Annotated in this window: 13 protein-coding genes; 11 read left to right on the top strand and 2 right to left on the bottom strand. The window is 26.9% G+C overall.

The features are described from left to right. Positions 1-78: 78 nt before the first annotated feature. From pepF to NPX79_RS00855, 3 genes are all read left to right on the top strand, one after another. Positions 79-1,878, top strand: coding sequence for an oligoendopeptidase F (gene pepF, locus NPX79_RS00865; protein ID WP_381415244.1), 1,800 nt, complete (start codon positions 79-81; stop codon positions 1,876-1,878). Position 1,879: 1 nt separating this feature from the next. Further along, a complete protein-coding gene (locus tag NPX79_RS00860) occupies positions 1,880-2,563 on the top strand; it encodes a copper homeostasis protein CutC (RefSeq protein ID WP_381415243.1) in 684 nt (227 codons plus the stop codon). Positions 2,564-2,645: 82 nt separating this feature from the next. Continuing rightward, complete coding sequence (locus NPX79_RS00855; protein ID WP_381415242.1) at positions 2,646-3,485, top strand: hypothetical protein; 840 nt, start codon at positions 2,646-2,648, stop codon at positions 3,483-3,485. Between the two features lie 289 nt (positions 3,486-3,774). On the opposite strand, the gene NPX79_RS00850 is transcribed toward NPX79_RS00855, so the two are convergent. After that, a complete protein-coding gene (locus NPX79_RS00850) occupies positions 3,775-4,650 on the bottom strand; it encodes a Cof-type HAD-IIB family hydrolase (RefSeq protein WP_381415241.1) in 876 nt (291 codons plus the stop codon). Positions 4,651-4,828: 178 nt separating this feature from the next. Here NPX79_RS00850 and NPX79_RS00845 point away from each other — a divergent pair, with 178 nt between their 5' ends. The 5 genes from NPX79_RS00845 (at position 4,829) to dnaJ (ending at position 11,694) form a co-directional block, all read left to right on the top strand. After that, the gene (locus NPX79_RS00845) at positions 4,829-6,970 is read left to right on the top strand and encodes an ATP-dependent Clp protease ATP-binding subunit (protein ID WP_381415240.1); all 2,142 of its coding nucleotides are present in this window, start codon (positions 4,829-4,831) and stop codon (positions 6,968-6,970) included. 74 nt (positions 6,971-7,044) lie between these two features. Continuing rightward, entirely contained in the window at positions 7,045-8,088 is a 1,044-nt protein-coding gene (gene hrcA / locus NPX79_RS00840; protein WP_381415239.1) for a heat-inducible transcriptional repressor HrcA, read from the top strand. Next, positions 8,081-8,662 (top strand): nucleotide exchange factor GrpE, encoded by a 582-nt coding sequence (locus tag NPX79_RS00835; protein WP_381415238.1) that lies wholly within the window; start codon positions 8,081-8,083, stop codon positions 8,660-8,662. The genes hrcA and NPX79_RS00835 overlap by 8 nt, the downstream gene beginning before the upstream one ends. A gap of 24 nt (positions 8,663-8,686) precedes the next feature. Then, positions 8,687-10,513: a molecular chaperone DnaK gene (gene dnaK, locus NPX79_RS00830; RefSeq protein ID WP_381415237.1), complete on the top strand. Its 1,827-nt coding sequence runs from the start codon at positions 8,687-8,689 to the stop codon at positions 10,511-10,513. A 47-nt stretch (positions 10,514-10,560) separates the two neighbouring features. Further along, the gene (gene dnaJ / locus NPX79_RS00825; protein WP_381415236.1) at positions 10,561-11,694 is read left to right on the top strand and encodes a molecular chaperone DnaJ; all 1,134 of its coding nucleotides are present in this window, start codon (positions 10,561-10,563) and stop codon (positions 11,692-11,694) included. A gap of 49 nt (positions 11,695-11,743) precedes the next feature. On the opposite strand, the gene NPX79_RS00820 is transcribed toward dnaJ, so the two are convergent. Then, positions 11,744-12,052 carry a rhodanese-like domain-containing protein gene (locus tag NPX79_RS00820; protein WP_381415235.1) on the bottom strand — a complete coding sequence of 103 codons (309 nt, stop codon included), beginning with the start codon at positions 12,050-12,052 and terminating at the stop codon, positions 11,744-11,746. 108 nt (positions 12,053-12,160) lie between these two features. Between NPX79_RS00820 and NPX79_RS00815 the strand changes: the two genes are divergently transcribed. From NPX79_RS00815 to rnc, 3 genes are all read left to right on the top strand, one after another. Next, positions 12,161-14,233 (top strand): polyribonucleotide nucleotidyltransferase, encoded by a 2,073-nt coding sequence (locus tag NPX79_RS00815; RefSeq protein WP_381415234.1) that lies wholly within the window; start codon positions 12,161-12,163, stop codon positions 14,231-14,233. An 8-nt stretch (positions 14,234-14,241) separates the two neighbouring features. Further along, positions 14,242-15,240 carry a phosphate acyltransferase PlsX gene (gene plsX, locus NPX79_RS00810; protein ID WP_381415233.1) on the top strand — a complete coding sequence of 333 codons (999 nt, stop codon included), beginning with the start codon at positions 14,242-14,244 and terminating at the stop codon, positions 15,238-15,240. Then, positions 15,233-15,967: a ribonuclease III gene (gene rnc / locus NPX79_RS00805; RefSeq protein ID WP_381415232.1), complete on the top strand. Its 735-nt coding sequence runs from the start codon at positions 15,233-15,235 to the stop codon at positions 15,965-15,967. Before plsX ends, rnc begins: the two co-directional genes overlap by 8 nt. The last annotated feature ends 11 nt before the right edge of the window (positions 15,968-15,978 follow it).

Raw genomic sequence — 15,978 nt, 5'->3', positions numbered from 1 at the left:
TCTTAATACTCTAATTTTTGAATAGTTATAGTAAAATTATAACATTAATAACTGATATGTAATTTTATAAGGGGAAACATGAAAAGAAATAACGCTAAACCAGAATATAAATGAGACTTTTCTCATTTATATAAAAATCACGCAGAGTGAGAAAAGGATGTAGATGCAGTTGTAGAAATATTTAAAAAAATTGCTGATTTAAAAGGAAATTTACACAAAGAAGAAATCTTTATTAAGTATTGTCTATTAAATAAGGAAGCAGAAGAAAAATTAGAAAAAATTGCAGTATATACAAGAATGAGTGATATTGATACAACAAATTTAGAGTATCAAAAACTATTTTCAATATATACAAATAAAATTAATGATGTTTTAACATCATTATCTTTTACACAATCTGAACTTAAAGAAGTTGGTAAAGATAAAATTATGAGTTTTATTAAGAACAATAAAGAGATTAGCCATTTAGAGTATCCTTATCGTTCATTCTTTAAAAGAACAAAACATGTTTTGAGTGAAAAAGCTGAACTATTAATTTCAAAGTTATCAAGAACTTTATCTGCAAATGATAGTCTTTATGACACATTAGCATATGCTGATAATAAAAAAGTTATGATTGAAATTGATGGCAAAGAAGAAGAATTAACAATAACTTTATATAAAAAAATAATGGAAAACAGTGATCCAATTAAAGATCAAGAGTTAAGAAAGAAAGCTGCAAGCTTATTTTCTAAACAATATACAAGTCACAAACATACTTTTGCCGAAATTTATAAAAACATTATTGTTTCAGCTTTAGAAGATCAAAAATTACGTGGATATAATGACATTGTTAATTACTTTTTAGAAAGTGATGAAGTATCAAATGATATTTTAGAATCATTAATTGATGCTGGACAAAAAAATAGTGATTTATTTGTTAAATTTAATGAAATTGTTAAAAAACATTTTAAATTTAAAAAGTTCTATTCAACAGATCGTTCTTTAAAACTAACACAAAATATTAAAGGATTTTTAGGTAAGAAATTTGAAATTGAAGATGCTAAAAAAATAATTAAAGAAGCATTAAAACCTTTAGGAAATGAATATTTAAGTTATTTAGATATTGCATGACAAAAAAACCGTATTGATTATTTTGAAGATACAAATAAAAGATCTGGGGCTTACTCAACTGGTGGGGGAACTGTGGATCCGATCATTTTAATGAATTGAGATTATACTATTCAATCAGTTAATACCTTAGCGCATGAAGTTGGTCACTCTGTACATACTATGTATGCTGATAAGTACAATAAAGGGCCTTTAGCGAATTACCCAATCATATTAGCTGAAGTTGCATCAACTGTTAATGAACATTTAATGTTTGACTATTTAATTAAAAAAGTTGAAACTAAAGAAGAAAAAATATATTTAATTCAAAATCGTATTGAAGATATCATGGCAACATTCTTTAGACAAATTCATTTTGCAAAATTTGAGTATCAAGCATTTAAAAAAATTGAGAACAAAGAACATATTGATTCTGATATTTTAGGAAACTTATTTAAAGACATTGCTAATGATTTTGGGTACAGTGTATTTGATGATGATAAAAAGAAACCAACATATGGTTGACCAAGAATTTCACACTTTTTCCACTCACCATTTTATGTTTATAAATATGCAACTTGTATTGTAGCTTCATTTAAATTATATGAAGATGTGCAAAATAATAAACCAGAAACTTTAATTGAGTTTTTAAAACAAGGTGGTAGAAAAGAACCATTAGAAATATTAAAAAGTATTGGGATTGATTACACAGACAAAAAAGTTTATGAACCATTACTAAACGAACTTAAAACATTAATCAAAGATCTAGAAAAATTATTAGGAGCATAATATGTTTATTGAAATTATTGCTAAAGACATAAATGATATTAAATTTTTAAATAGTTATAATATTGACCGCATTGAATATTGTATTAATTTAGAAAAAGGTGGATATACACCATTACTTAAAGATATAAAGCAAGCAGCAAGCATTTCTAAAATTCCTGTAAATGTTATTGTTAGATATTCTGAANAAGAATATTATGGTTTTTGAGAATTTAAAAAAATGTTAAAAACTATTAAAAAAATTTCAAAGACAGACATTAATGGAATTGTAATTGGAGCATTATCTAAAAACAAATTAGTTTCTAGAACAAGAATGAACAAGATAATGAAACAGACAAAAAAATTAAAAGTAACATTTCATCGAGCTTTTGACAACATTGCTTTAACTAATAAAAATGAAGAAATGAATTACTTGAATGAAGTTAAAGTTGATTCAATTTTAACTTCAGGAACGCCAACTGGAGTTTCAAATAATTTAAAGCTTTTAAATGAATTAGAAGACAATCGAGTAAAGAATAATTTTCAAATAAAACTATTAGTTGGTGGGGGTGTAAATTTTGAAAACATAGAAAGTGTTAAAAAGTTTGCAAAGTCTATTCACATCGGAAGTTTGATTCGTGAAGATAGTTCATGAAACAAACCAATTTCAAATGAATTATTAAACAAAATAATAAAAACATTGAAGTAATAAAAAAATATGCTTATAAGGCATATTTTTTTTATCTAAAATATTTTTAATGATATTATTTACTCTATAATTTGGGGTTCTTATGAATAAAAAAATAAAATTTTGTATAAAAATATTTTTTATTTTATTACTAATATTTATTGGGTGTCTTTTACTTACTAAACATGCCAAAATCTATGCTTTTAGCTCACTTACTAACTATTCAGATATTGATTGCAATCCTTATCCAGAGAATAAAACAAATGAAAAATTAGCTTCTGTAAGGAACAACAACGGAAAGTTTTTAAACCAATATTTTTCTAAAGACTACAACGAAAAATACCAAAAAATAATAGGAAATTTAAATAAGAAAGAAATAAATTTTATAAAATCATGTGAAAAAAATTTATCCAAAACCATTGTTAACAATAAAAGTGTTTATAAAGATAATAAAAATTTTTTAAATTATAAAAAACAAAATATGTTTTCTTTTATTAATGATTCAAGGTTAAAATTATCTTTATTCAAAAAATATATTCACCCAAAGTTTTGATTTGAATTTTTTCATAATTTATTATCACTTAACTATATTATTGAACAACTATTTGGCAAAGATCATTTATTTAAGATTATCGGTAAATTAACGATTAATGAGGAAAATAGAACAAAAAATGTTTTAGCTCAAACTTATACAAAAACCAAAATTATCAACAATAATTTTTTTAGATTTATTGATATAAATTTAACAAAAAAAGCATTAAACATTTTTATAATTTACAAAAACTTTTTAAAAGGTTTTTACTCTACAGGAAATATTTCTTCAATTTTATTTCATGAAGTAGGGCACGCTATTTCTAACTATCTAAATGTAAAAACAAAGTATAAAAATAATATTAATAATTTTACAAAATTTTATGAAATAAATACAACAAAAAAAAACTAAAGCTAAAACTAGTTTATCAAACTATNNCTTAATACAACACCAATTTCTCATATTTTAGTAAATTATATATCCAAAACATTAAATTATAATGGAACAAACAATAGAACCAAAAAACTTTTAGCCTGAATGATTGTTCCTTCAGCATATGGAAGATTAGAATATAACACAAAACATCAATATGAAGAATTGTTTGCTGAAGCCTTTGCTTATTGGTTGTTAACGCCAAACAATCAAAAAAGTATTAAATGACTTATTTTACACGATTTTTTTTATAAATTTAAGTTAAAGATTATACTTCTTTCCCAGCTAATAATTTTTCTAAATAATCGCCGACACCACCATTATTGTTATCTAAGTGAGTAATTCCTCGACAAAATGTTTTTAATATACGATTACCGTTTTTCATAGCAATTCCATATCCAACGTTTTTAATCATGTTAATATCATTCATTTCATCACCAAAGGCAATTACATCTCTAATGTCTACATTATAATATTGAGCTAATAACATAGCTGTATGTCCTTTATCAACTAACTTACTTGTAATATTTATCAAGGTTTTATCTTTGTTTTTTCCAAAACCAACAGATGTTAAACTTATAGAATTGTGGTACTTTTCAAATACACGATAAACATTATCTAAATCTTTGCTAGAATTATTAAAAACCAAAGAAATATTACATGAGGGACCCGTTCAACTAAAGGGGTCGCCTATAAAATAATTATCATCTTCTAATTCTTCTTCACCATATTCTAAATGAAAGAAAGTCTCTACGTCATAATCTTTCTTTGAACAAATAGACTTATTATAATATTCAATTAGTATGTTTTCGTGTAAATCTTTTATAGGTTTTTCGTTTAAAATAGATTTAATAATATCATTAGATAAAGGAAATAATATTCTTTTAAATTCTTCACTACCTGGATCGTGAATATGTCCACCATCAAAGTTGTTCAATAAAGTGTTTAAACCTAATTCTCTATAATACTGAATACTAGCTCTGTTTGGTCTGGCTGTAATTATACAAACATAATGTCCGTTTTTTGAAGCTTTAATCAAAGCTTCTTTTGTTTTGGGGTGAATCGTTTTACCATCATTTCTTAATGTTGTACCATCCAAATCAATTAATATTAGTCTTTTTTTATTTAAATCATCTAATCTCATTAAATCCTCCATACCTAAAAATAGGCATCATTACAATAATATTCTATAACATATAAGGGGGTTATAACAAATGAGATCTGTTTTGAATATAAAATTAGCAATTAAAAGTTGACTTTGCTAACAAATTTGTTATTATATTATTAGCAAACAAACATATTAATTGCTAAGGAGGTATTTCATGAATTTTACACAAACAGCAGGTCCTTCTGATAACAGAAAACCATTAGAAAAGTATGGTAAAAACCTTAACCAGTTAGCGCTAGACAACAAACTAGACCCTATAATTGGTAGACAAGAAGAAATTAACCGTGCTATAAGAATTTTATCAAGAAGAACTAAAAACAACCCAGTATTAATTGGTGAACCAGGGGTAGGTAAAACTGCAATTGTTGAAGGAATAGCTCAAAGAATTATTAAAAAAGATATTCCAACACACTTAGAAAATAAAATAATTTACGAGTTAGACTTAGGTTTATTGATTGCTGGAGCCAAATTTCAAGGAGAATTTGAAGAAAGATTAAAATCTGTCATTAAACAAGTGAAAGATTCTCACGGAAATATAATCTTATTTATTGATGAACTTCATTTAATTGTTGGAACCGGAAAAACTCAAGGAGCAATGGATGCAAGTAATTTATTAAAGCCAATGTTAGCAAGAGGAGAATTACATTGTATTGGTGCAACAACATTAGACGAACACAGAAACTACATTGAAAAAGATCAAGCTTTAGAAAGAAGGTTTCAAAAAGTTTATATTAACGAATCAACACCAGAAGAAAGTATTTCAATTTTAAGAGGATTAAAAGAAAGGTTTGAAAATTTCCATGGTGTAAGAATTAGCGATAAAGCAATTGTGGCTTCAGTTAATTTATCATCTAGATATATAACGGATAGATTCTTACCAGATAAAGCGATAGATTTAATTGATGAAGCTTGTGCTAACGTTAAAACTGAAATAACATCTGTACCAACAGAATTAGATAATGTTAACAGAAAGATAATGCAATTAGAAATTGAAAAAGCAGCTCTTTCAAAAGAAAAAGACAAAGTTTCGTTTAATAGGTTGCAAGAAGTTAATAATAAATTAAATGAGTTAAAACCAACTCAAGATAAATTATCAAAACAATGAACAAAAGAACGAAATGATGTTAATGAAATAAAAGCTTTAAAAGAAAAAATTGAAAAAACTAAAAATGAATTAGAACAAGCTCAAACAAATGGTAATTTTAGTAGAGCTGGGGAAATTACATATTCAGTAATTCCAAAATTAGAAAAAGAGTTAACAGAAAAATTATCATCATTACCTAAAAATAAAATGGTTAGTGAAGAGGTAACAGATATTGAAATTGCTAATATTATTTCAATTTGAACTGGTATTCCATTAAACAAATTAGTTTCTGATGAAAAAGAAAAACTAATGAATTTAAAAAATAAATTAAGACATTTAGTTAAGGGACAACCCGAAGCTGTTGAAGCAATTGGAGATGCATTAATTAGAAGTAGAAGTGGAATTAAAGATCCTTCAAAACCAATTGGGAGTTTCTTATTTTTAGGGCCCACTGGTGTTGGTAAAACACATGTTGCTCGTAGTTTAGCTGATATTATGTTTAATTCAAACAAAAATATTGTTAGAGTTGATATGTCAGAATACATGGAAAAACATTCTGTTAGCAAATTAATTGGAGCACCTCCTGGATATGTTGGATATGAACAAGGTGGTCAATTAACAGAAGCTATAAGAAGACGTCCATATTCAATTATTTTATTTGATGAAATTGAAAAAGCACATCCAGATGTAATAAATGTTTTATTACAAATATTAGATGATGGGCACATAACTGATGGGTTAGGTAAAAAAATTGATTTTAAAAACACTGTTATTATTATGACTTCAAATGTAGGATCTGAACTATTATTATCAGAATATAATGATGGTTTAGGAGTTAAAATCAAAAAAGAATTATCTAAAGTATTTAAACCAGAAATTTTAAACAGAATTGATAACATTATTGTTTTCAATGCTTTATCAAAAACAATAATAAAAGAAATAATAATCAAAGAACTAAGTGATTTAACAGAAAGAATCGTGAAGTTAAAAAATATGAAATTTACTTTTTCAGAGGAAGTATATAAAAAAATCTTAGATGAAGCTTACGATAAAGAATTTGGAGCTCGTCCAATTAAACGTTATATTAGTTCAAATATTGAAACATTCATTGCCCAAAAAATAGTTGAAGGGCTTGTAAAAGAAGATTCTAATAATTTAATTTCTTTCAATAATGATAGTTTTACTTTAACATCAGCAAATAAATTAAATTAGCACTTGAATAATCTGATTGTTAATTTATAATTAATTTATTAGCAGTTAAATAAATATTCTGCTAAGGAGAATAAATGTTATCTACAAGACAGAGAAATATCTTAAAAATAATTATTGAAGAATATACAAGAACAGCTCAACCTGTTGGTAGTAAGACAATTTTAGAATCTAATTTATTAGATGCAAGTTCTGCCACTATTAGAAATGAATGTGTAACTTTAGGAAAAGAAGGTTATTTGGAAAAAGAGCATACATCTTCTGGTAGAATTCCATCAACAAAAGGGTATCGATATTATGTTGATTATCTGATGGATAAAAAAAATGTTGATGATTTAAAAGTTCGTATTGAAACAATCTTTGAAGATAGAAGTTTAACGATTGATGACATTTTAAATCAAACAGGAGAAATCCTTAGTGAAATGACTAATTTAGCAACTGTTGTTGTTGATAAAAACAACTTAACAAATTATATTAGAAAAATAGAAATGCTTAAAATATCAAATACTAGTGCCGTTGTAATATTTGTATTATCTAGTGGTCACGTTGAAAATAAAACATTTGTTTTTAATGAAGAAAATAAAATTGATGATTTAAAAAGATCAATTGAAATTATTAATGAACGTTTATCACAAACTACTCTAGAAAATATTCTAGAAAAGTTTGAGGCAATAAGACCAATCTTACAACAACAAGTAAAAAATTATGAGTTAATTTTCAAACAGTTCGTTAATGCTTTAACAAGCATTAATGCGCCATCTCATTCTAAACATGGAGTACATTACATGTTAACAAATCCTGAATATAATACTCCAGAAAAAATTAAAGAAATCATTACCTTTATTGAAACGGTTTCACCATTTGAGTTTTTTAAAAAATCACAAAACAATAAAAATGGCAAATCATTTATAGATGTAAAAATTGGTGAAGAAGGTGGATTTGAAAACAATAATGTTTCTTTAATAACAACTTCATATCAAGAAAAAGATGGTTCAGAAAAAAGCTTAGTAGTTTTAGGACCTAAAAGAATTGAATATGATAGAATTTATAACATTTTAGAATGGTTAAACGAAAAAATTCAAGGAATGTCAAATAATAATCAGGGAGATGAAAATGAGTAAAAAAAACACAGAAAAAGTTGAAAAACAACAACCTACAAGTGAACAGATTATTGAAAATTTTAAAAATTTAATAATTGAAAACAAAACACTTACAACTGATTTTGAAAATATCATTAATATATTAAATGATCAAAAAAAAGAAATTGAAAATTTAAAAAATGATCGTTTAGTAGCTTTAGCTGATAAAGAAAATCATAAACATATGGTTAATGAAGAAATTCGTAATATTAGAAAATATGAAGGACAAAAGTTGGCTGAAGAAATTGTAACAATTTTAACTCCTTTTGAAGGAGCATTAAAAGTTAAAAATTTACCGGATGGAGCTAAAAACTTTTTAATCGGATTTGAAATGATTTTTAACAATATAGTTCAAGCATTACAAAATCAAGGGGTAACAATAATTGACCCCAAAGAACAAGAAACTTTCAATCCCGATTTACAAGAAGCTGTAAATGTGGAAGAAAGCGAAAACAAAGAAAGTACTAAAGAACCAATTATAACAAAAGTATTAAGCAAAGGTTATATGTTAAAAGATCGCGTTATTAAACATGCGCTTGTAAACATAAAAAAATAAAGGCGAAAGGATAGGTAATTAAATATGTCAAAAATTATAGGAATAGATTTAGGAACTACAAACTCTTGTGTAGCAATTATGGATGGTAAAGATCCAAAGGTATTAGAAAATCCAGAAGGGTTAAGAACAACACCATCTGTTGTATCATTTAAAAATGAAGATATCATTATTGGGGATGCAGCTAAAAGACAAGCTGTAACAAACCCTAACACTATTAGCTCAATTAAAAGAAAAATGGGAACTAGTGAAAAAGAAACAATCAATGGTAAAGAATATACACCAGAACAAATATCAGCAGAAATTTTACGTTATATGAAAGGTTTTGCTGAAAAAAAATTAGGACAAAAAGTAACAAAAGCTGTTATTACTGTTCCAGCTTACTTTAACGATGCTCAAAGACAAGCTACTAAAAATGCTGGTAAAATTGCTGGATTAGATGTTGAAAGAATTGTTAACGAACCAACAGCAGCTGCTTTAGCTTATGGAATTGATAAAACAGATAAAGAACAAAAAATCTTAGTATTTGACTTAGGAGGGGGAACATTTGACGTTTCTATTCTTGAGTTAGCTGGTGGTACTTTCGAAGTATTGTCAACATCTGGGGATAATCATTTAGGTGGAGATGACTTTGATATTAAAGTTATGAACTGAATGGTTCAAGAATTTAAAAAAGATCAAGGTGTTGATTTGCAAAAAGATAAAATGGCAATGCAACGTTTAAAAGAAGAAGCAGAAAAAGCTAAGAAAAATTTATCATCACAAATGCAAACTGAAATTTCAGCACCATTTATTACAGCACAAGATGGAGTGCCATTACACTTAAGTTTATCTTTAACAAGAGCAAAATTTGAAGAAATGACACGTGATTTAGTTGAAAGAACAATTAAACCAGTTAAAGATGCTTTAAAAGAAGCAAAATTATCTCCAAGTGAATTGGATCAAATATTATTAGTTGGTGGTTCAACAAGAATTCCAGCTGTACAAGAAGTTATTAAAAATGAATTAAAAAAAGAAGCTAACCGTACAATTAACCCGGATGAAGTTGTGGCAATTGGAGCTGCAATTCAAGGTGGAGTATTAAGTGGAGACGTTAATGATGTTTTATTATTAGACGTAACACCATTATCATTAGGAATTGAAACATTAGGAGGAATTTGTACAAACCTTATTCCAAGAAATACAACAATCCCAACTAAGAAAACTCAAGTTTTCTCAACTGCAATGGATAATCAACCAGCTGTAGATATTCACGTGTTACAAGGTGAAAGAAAAATGGCTGCTGACAATAAAACATTAGGACGTTTCCAATTAAGTGGAATTAAACAAGCGCCAAAAGGTGTACCACAAATTGAAGTGACTTTCTCAATTGATGCTAACGGAATTGTATCTGTTGGTGCAAAAGATTTAGAAACAAAACAAGAACAATCAATTACAATTACTAATAATGATGGATTGACTGATGAAGATATCAAAAAAATGATTGAAGAAGCTGAAGCAAATCAAGAAAAAGATGAAATTAAATTGAAAAATATTGAAACTAAAAACCAAGCAGAACAATATATTTCAACAATTGAAAATAGTTTAAAAGATAACAAAGAAGCAACAGAAGATCAGAAAAAACAAAGTGAAGAATTAGTTAAAGAGTTCAAAGAGTTATTAGAAAAAGAAGACTATGAAACTTTAAGAACAAAAATGGGTGAATTGGAAGCTGCAATGCAACAAGCAGCACAACACATGAGCCAAGCTAATGGTGAAGCTGCGAATGGAGATGCACCAACAGAAGATCCTTCACAACCAAAAGATGTAAAAGCTAAAAGTAAGAAAAAAGACGATAAAAAAAGTAAAAACTAAGAAAATAAACAGGAAACTGTTTATTTCTTTTAATGGGAGAATAAAAAATGAGCAATAAAAGAGATTATTATGAAGTTTTAGGAATAAGTAAGAGTGCCACGCAAGCTGAAATAAAAGCAGCTTTTAGAACCCTTGCTAAAAAATATCATCCAGATATTTCTAAAGAAGAAAATGCTGAAGATAAATTTAAAGAAATAAATGAAGCTTATGAAGTTTTATCGAACGAAGAAAAGCGTAGCGCTTATGATAAGTTTGGTCATGCTGGAATGAACGGTCAAGGTGGCTTTGGTGGCTTTGAAGGATTTTCTGGCTTTGGTGGCTTTGAAGACATTTTTAGTGGGGGATTTGGAGATATTTTTGACAACTTCTTTGGCGGTTCTCGTCGCGGAGGCGGTCAAAAATCGACAAATGGTTATCCTACAAAAGGAGCTGACATTGGAGCTGTAATTGATATTACATTAAAAGAAATGATGTTTGGTGTTGATAAGTCTATTGAAATCAAGATTGATAGTGTTTGTGATACTTGTGATGGAATTGGAGCTAAATCAGCTAGTGATGTTGAAACTTGTAGTGAATGTAAAGGACAAGGATTTGTTATTGAGCAAAAACGAAGTCTATTTGGAATAGTTCAACAACAAGTTAAATGTCACCATTGTAAAGGTCGTGGAAAAATTATTAAAGTTAAGTGTACTGACTGTAAAGGGTCTGCACGTAAATTGATAACAGAAGAAATTGAATTTCAAATTCCAAAAACTATTTTACCTAACCAACAAATTCGTTTACGTAATAAAGGTCACCATGGTTTTAATAAAGGGCCAAGGGGAGATATTTATTTAGAAGTACGAGTACAAGAAAGTAAATACTTCGAACGTCATGAGCACGATTTATTATTAGATCTAGAAGTTCCATACTTAGATTTAATTTTAGGTACTGATTTAGAAATTCCAACTTTTGATGGAATCGTTAAAGTTAAAGTAGCACCAAATACTAAAAATAATACAAACCTTAAAATTGCCAATCATGGATTCTTTAAAGGTTTTATTAATAGACGTGGGGATATGTTTGTTAATTTAATTGCTAAAATGCCTAAAAAACTATCAACAGAAGAAAAATCTCTTTTACAAAAATTAAAAAAACAAAGTAAAGACAAAATTGCTGACGATTATTTAGATAATCTATAAATTTAAAAGAAAAAAACCATCAACTTGATGGTTTTTTTATTATAATTATTTATTTTTCTTCTCTGTGATATCCGAAAGCTCCACCTCTTAAAGATTGAGCGTTGTAACCTAAATTACGTAATTCTTTTGCTACATCAGTACTTCTGTTTCCAGCATTACAGATGATAACTGAATGACGATCTTTAGAAGATAAATATTTTTCAGGGTCTTTCAAAATCAATTTCATTGGAATGTTTTTTGTATTTGGAACTTTTTTTAACGAGTTAAACTCTTCTTCAGTTCTAACATCAATTAAATCAACATCACTACTATCGATTAATGTTTTTAGTTCTTCTTTTTCAATATATAAATCTTTCATATATAAATCTCCTTTGTAGTTTGCCCTTATTAACTTAGCTGTCTACTAAATTATTATACCATTTATAATATTCTAAAAAAGCCATAGGATAAGTGGTAATATATAAACATGAGAAAAAATTTTGAAATTCAATTAAATGATAAGCTTTTAACTGTGGAATTAAATAAGTATGCTTTACAATCTGAAAATAGTTGTATGATTCGTTATGGTAATACAACTGTTTTAGCAACTTTAAATACACAACCAACAAATGGTGTAGATTTTTTACCTTTAACAGTAATATTTCAAGAAAAGTTATATTCTGTTGGAAAAATACCGGGAAGTTTTCAAAAAAGAGAAGGAAAGCCATCAGAATTTGCAATTGCTACAGGTAGATTAATAGATCGAGCAATTAGACCTTTGTTTCCTAAGGGTTATAATAACGAAGTGCAAATTAACTTAAGTGCTTTGTCAGTTGAAAATAAAACAGATGCAAGGTTTGCGGCTTTTATTGGAGCTATGGTTGTTTTATCTTTATCAAAAATAAATTTATTAAGCACTGCTAGCATGTTTTATTCTTCTTCAAAAAATAATAATACATCAGATTGTGATGTAAATTCAAACGATATATTTATCGTAACTACTAATGATAAAATTGTTATGATAGAAGCGTTTGTTAATGAATTAAAAGAAAAAGACTTTTTACATATTGTTAAAAATGCATTTAGTTTTAACAAAACAATAATAAATTTTATAAATGAAATTTGCAAAGGTAATGATGTACAAAAAGAATCATTACAAATAAAAAGTAATGTAGTTCAAAATGATTTTAGCGATGTTAAACAAGAATTTATAAAAAGTGTCAACGAAATAATTTTAAGTAAAAAAAATAATGATAAACAACAAAGTGTTTTAAATTTAATCACAAAAACTATTAATAATTTTTCTATAACAAATAATCAAGTGAACATAGAAGCTTTAAGGAACATTTTACTTAATGAATTTAAAATTCTTTATCGTGAAAATATTTTAAAAAATAAAATAAGGTTAGATAATAGAAAATTAACTGAAATAAGAGAATTAGCAGCTGAAATTGATAATATTCCCTTAGTACATGGGAGTGGTCTTTTTAATAGAGGTAAGACACAAGTTTTAAGTTTATTAACACTTGGAGCTTTAGATGAGAACCAGATTATTGATGGTATAACCGATGTTGATAATAAAAAATTTATGCATCACTATAACTTTGCACCATTTTCTATTGGAGCAGTTGGTAAATACAATGGTGTTTCTAGAAGAGAAATTGGACATGGTTTATTTGGAGAAAATGTTTTAGTAAAAGTTTTACCTTCAGTTGATGAATTTCCTTATACAATTAGATTAGTTTCTGAAGTGTTGGCATCTGATGGTTCAACATCGCAAGCTGCTATTTGTGCAAGCATTCTAGCGTTGATGGCTGGTGGTGTTCCAATAAAAAAAAATTNNGTTTCAGGATTAGCTTTTGGTTTAATTTATGATAATGAAAGCAAATATGAAATATTAACAGATATTTCCGGTATGGAAGATCACTTAGGAGATATGGATTTTAAAATTGCTAGATCAAATGATGGTATCTTTGGAATTCAAATGGATTTAAAAATCCCTGGAATAACTTTAGAATTATTTGAAGATATTTTACAAAGAACAGGAAAAAGCTTAAAAAAAGTTATTGATGTTATTAAAAAAACAATTAAAACTCCCCGCATTAAATTAGCGGAAAATGTTTCAAAACACATGATTTTAACAATACCAAATAATATGATCAAAGTATTAATCGGAACTGGTGGAAAAACAATAACAAATATCATTAAAAACAATGATGATGTTAAAATAGATATAAATGAAAGCGGTAAGGTTATAATTTATCACCAAAATTTAGAAACAATTAAACAAGCAATTGAAGATATTCAAAAAGTAATAAAAACATATAAAATCGGTGATTCTATTAATGGAGTTGTAAAAAAAATTGTAGACTTTGGAATATTTGTTAAAATTGATAACAACATAGAAGCGCTTTTACACAAATCAAAAATATTTAAAGCTTCAAATCTTGATAATATTAATATTGAAGATTACTTTAAACTTGAACAAAAAATTAAGACTAATATAATAGAAATAGATAATAAAAATCGTATAAAATTAGAACTAACTAAAAAGATATAGGAGATATTATGAAAATTGCAATCGATGTAATGGGTACTGATAAAGGAATTGAACCAATAATAAAAGCGATAAAAACTTTTACAAAAACTAATGATGATGTAAAATATGTGCTTGTGGGTAATGAATCAGAAATAAAAATAATCGCCGATAAAGTAAAGTTAAGAAGCGATAAATATGAAATATTTAATACTTCAGAATTTATTGAACCAGGAGAGGGGATAATGTCTTTTAGAAGAAAAAAAGACAGTTCTTTAACTCAAGGATTGAACTTATTAAAAAATGATGAAGTTAGCGCTTTTATTTCTGGTGGTTCAACCCCGGCTTTCTTGGCTGGTTGTCAAATAATGATTGGTTCTATTAATGATATGCGACCAGCTTTTATGCCTTTTATTCCAACAGTTAAAAAAGGTAAATATGTAAATATGTTAGATGTTGGAGCATCGGTGGAAAACACAGCTAAGGATCTACATAATTTTGCATTAATGGCAAAAATATATGTTGAAAAAGTGTTAGATTTAGAAAACCCAAGAATTGGTTTATTGAACATTGGAGAAGAATCAACAAAAGGGTTAGATTTTCATAAAGAAGCTTACAAAGTTCTTGAGCAAGATAAATCATTAAACTTTGTAGGGAATATTGAATCACGCGACATTGTTATCAATAGTTCAGATATAATAGTTTGTGATGGGTATTCTGGTAATTTAGCATTAAAAGCAATTGAAGGAATGGCTCAAAATTTAATGATGGTTCTAAAAAAAGAATTAAAGAAAAATCTTTGAAGAAAATTAAAAGCTTTAAGTTTAAGAAAAGCTTTTAAAGGAATGAAAGAAACTTTCGATTATCGAAATAATGCATCAGCAATTGTTTTAGGATTAAATAAAATTGCTATTAAAACACATGGAAGCAGTGATGAAATATCATGATTAAGTGCATTGCGCTTATCTANNAAAAAAGCTGTAGAACAAGATGTATCAAATAGAATTAAGGATGGTTTAACAAATGAGTAATAAAAATATTGACAATGCAACATGAGGAAACTTAAAGTATCGATTAAAAACATTTTTTGATAAATTTAACATTGAAATTAAAAACGTGGACACATATTATAATGCTTTAACACATAACTCTTATGCTAATGAATATAATTTAGATTTTAATTATCAACGTTTAGAGTTTTTGGGAGATGCTATTTTACAACAAACAATTTCATTGTATTTGTATAAAAAGTATTCTGATAAAAAAGAAGGAGAAATCACTTCTTTAAGAAGTAAAATTGTTCGAGATGCAACACTTGCTTCAATTGCAATTCATTTAGACTTAGGTCGTTTAGTATTATTGGGAAAAGGTGAATTAAAAACTGGGGGAATTGAAAAAACAAGCATTTTATCAGATGTTTATGAATCTCTATTAGCAGCAATTTACTTAGACAATGATGAAAGTGTTGTGCATAAATTTGTTGAAGAAACATTAATTAAGTATTGTGATGAAAATGATATTGTAAATGAAATTAAAGACCACAAAACCGAGTTACAAGAATATTTACAAGCTGATAACAAACGTACTTTGAACTATGTTGTAGCTAAAGAAACAATTGATCCAACATCAAAAAAAACTATTTATAAAGTTACAGCTAACATTGATAATTTAATATACGGTGTTGGTTCTGCTAATAGTATTAAAGAAGCTGAACAACAAGCAGCTCAAAATGCTTTAAAAAAGCTTAAATTAATATAGAAAGACTTATA

Origin of the sequence: Spiroplasma endosymbiont of Anurida maritima, from assembly GCF_042465095.1 — a bacterium.
Lineage (GTDB): Bacteria > Bacillota_I > Bacilli_A > Mycoplasmatales > Mycoplasmataceae.
Note: the sequence above shows the minus strand (reverse complement) of the source record. Positions and strands in the feature narration are given on the sequence as shown.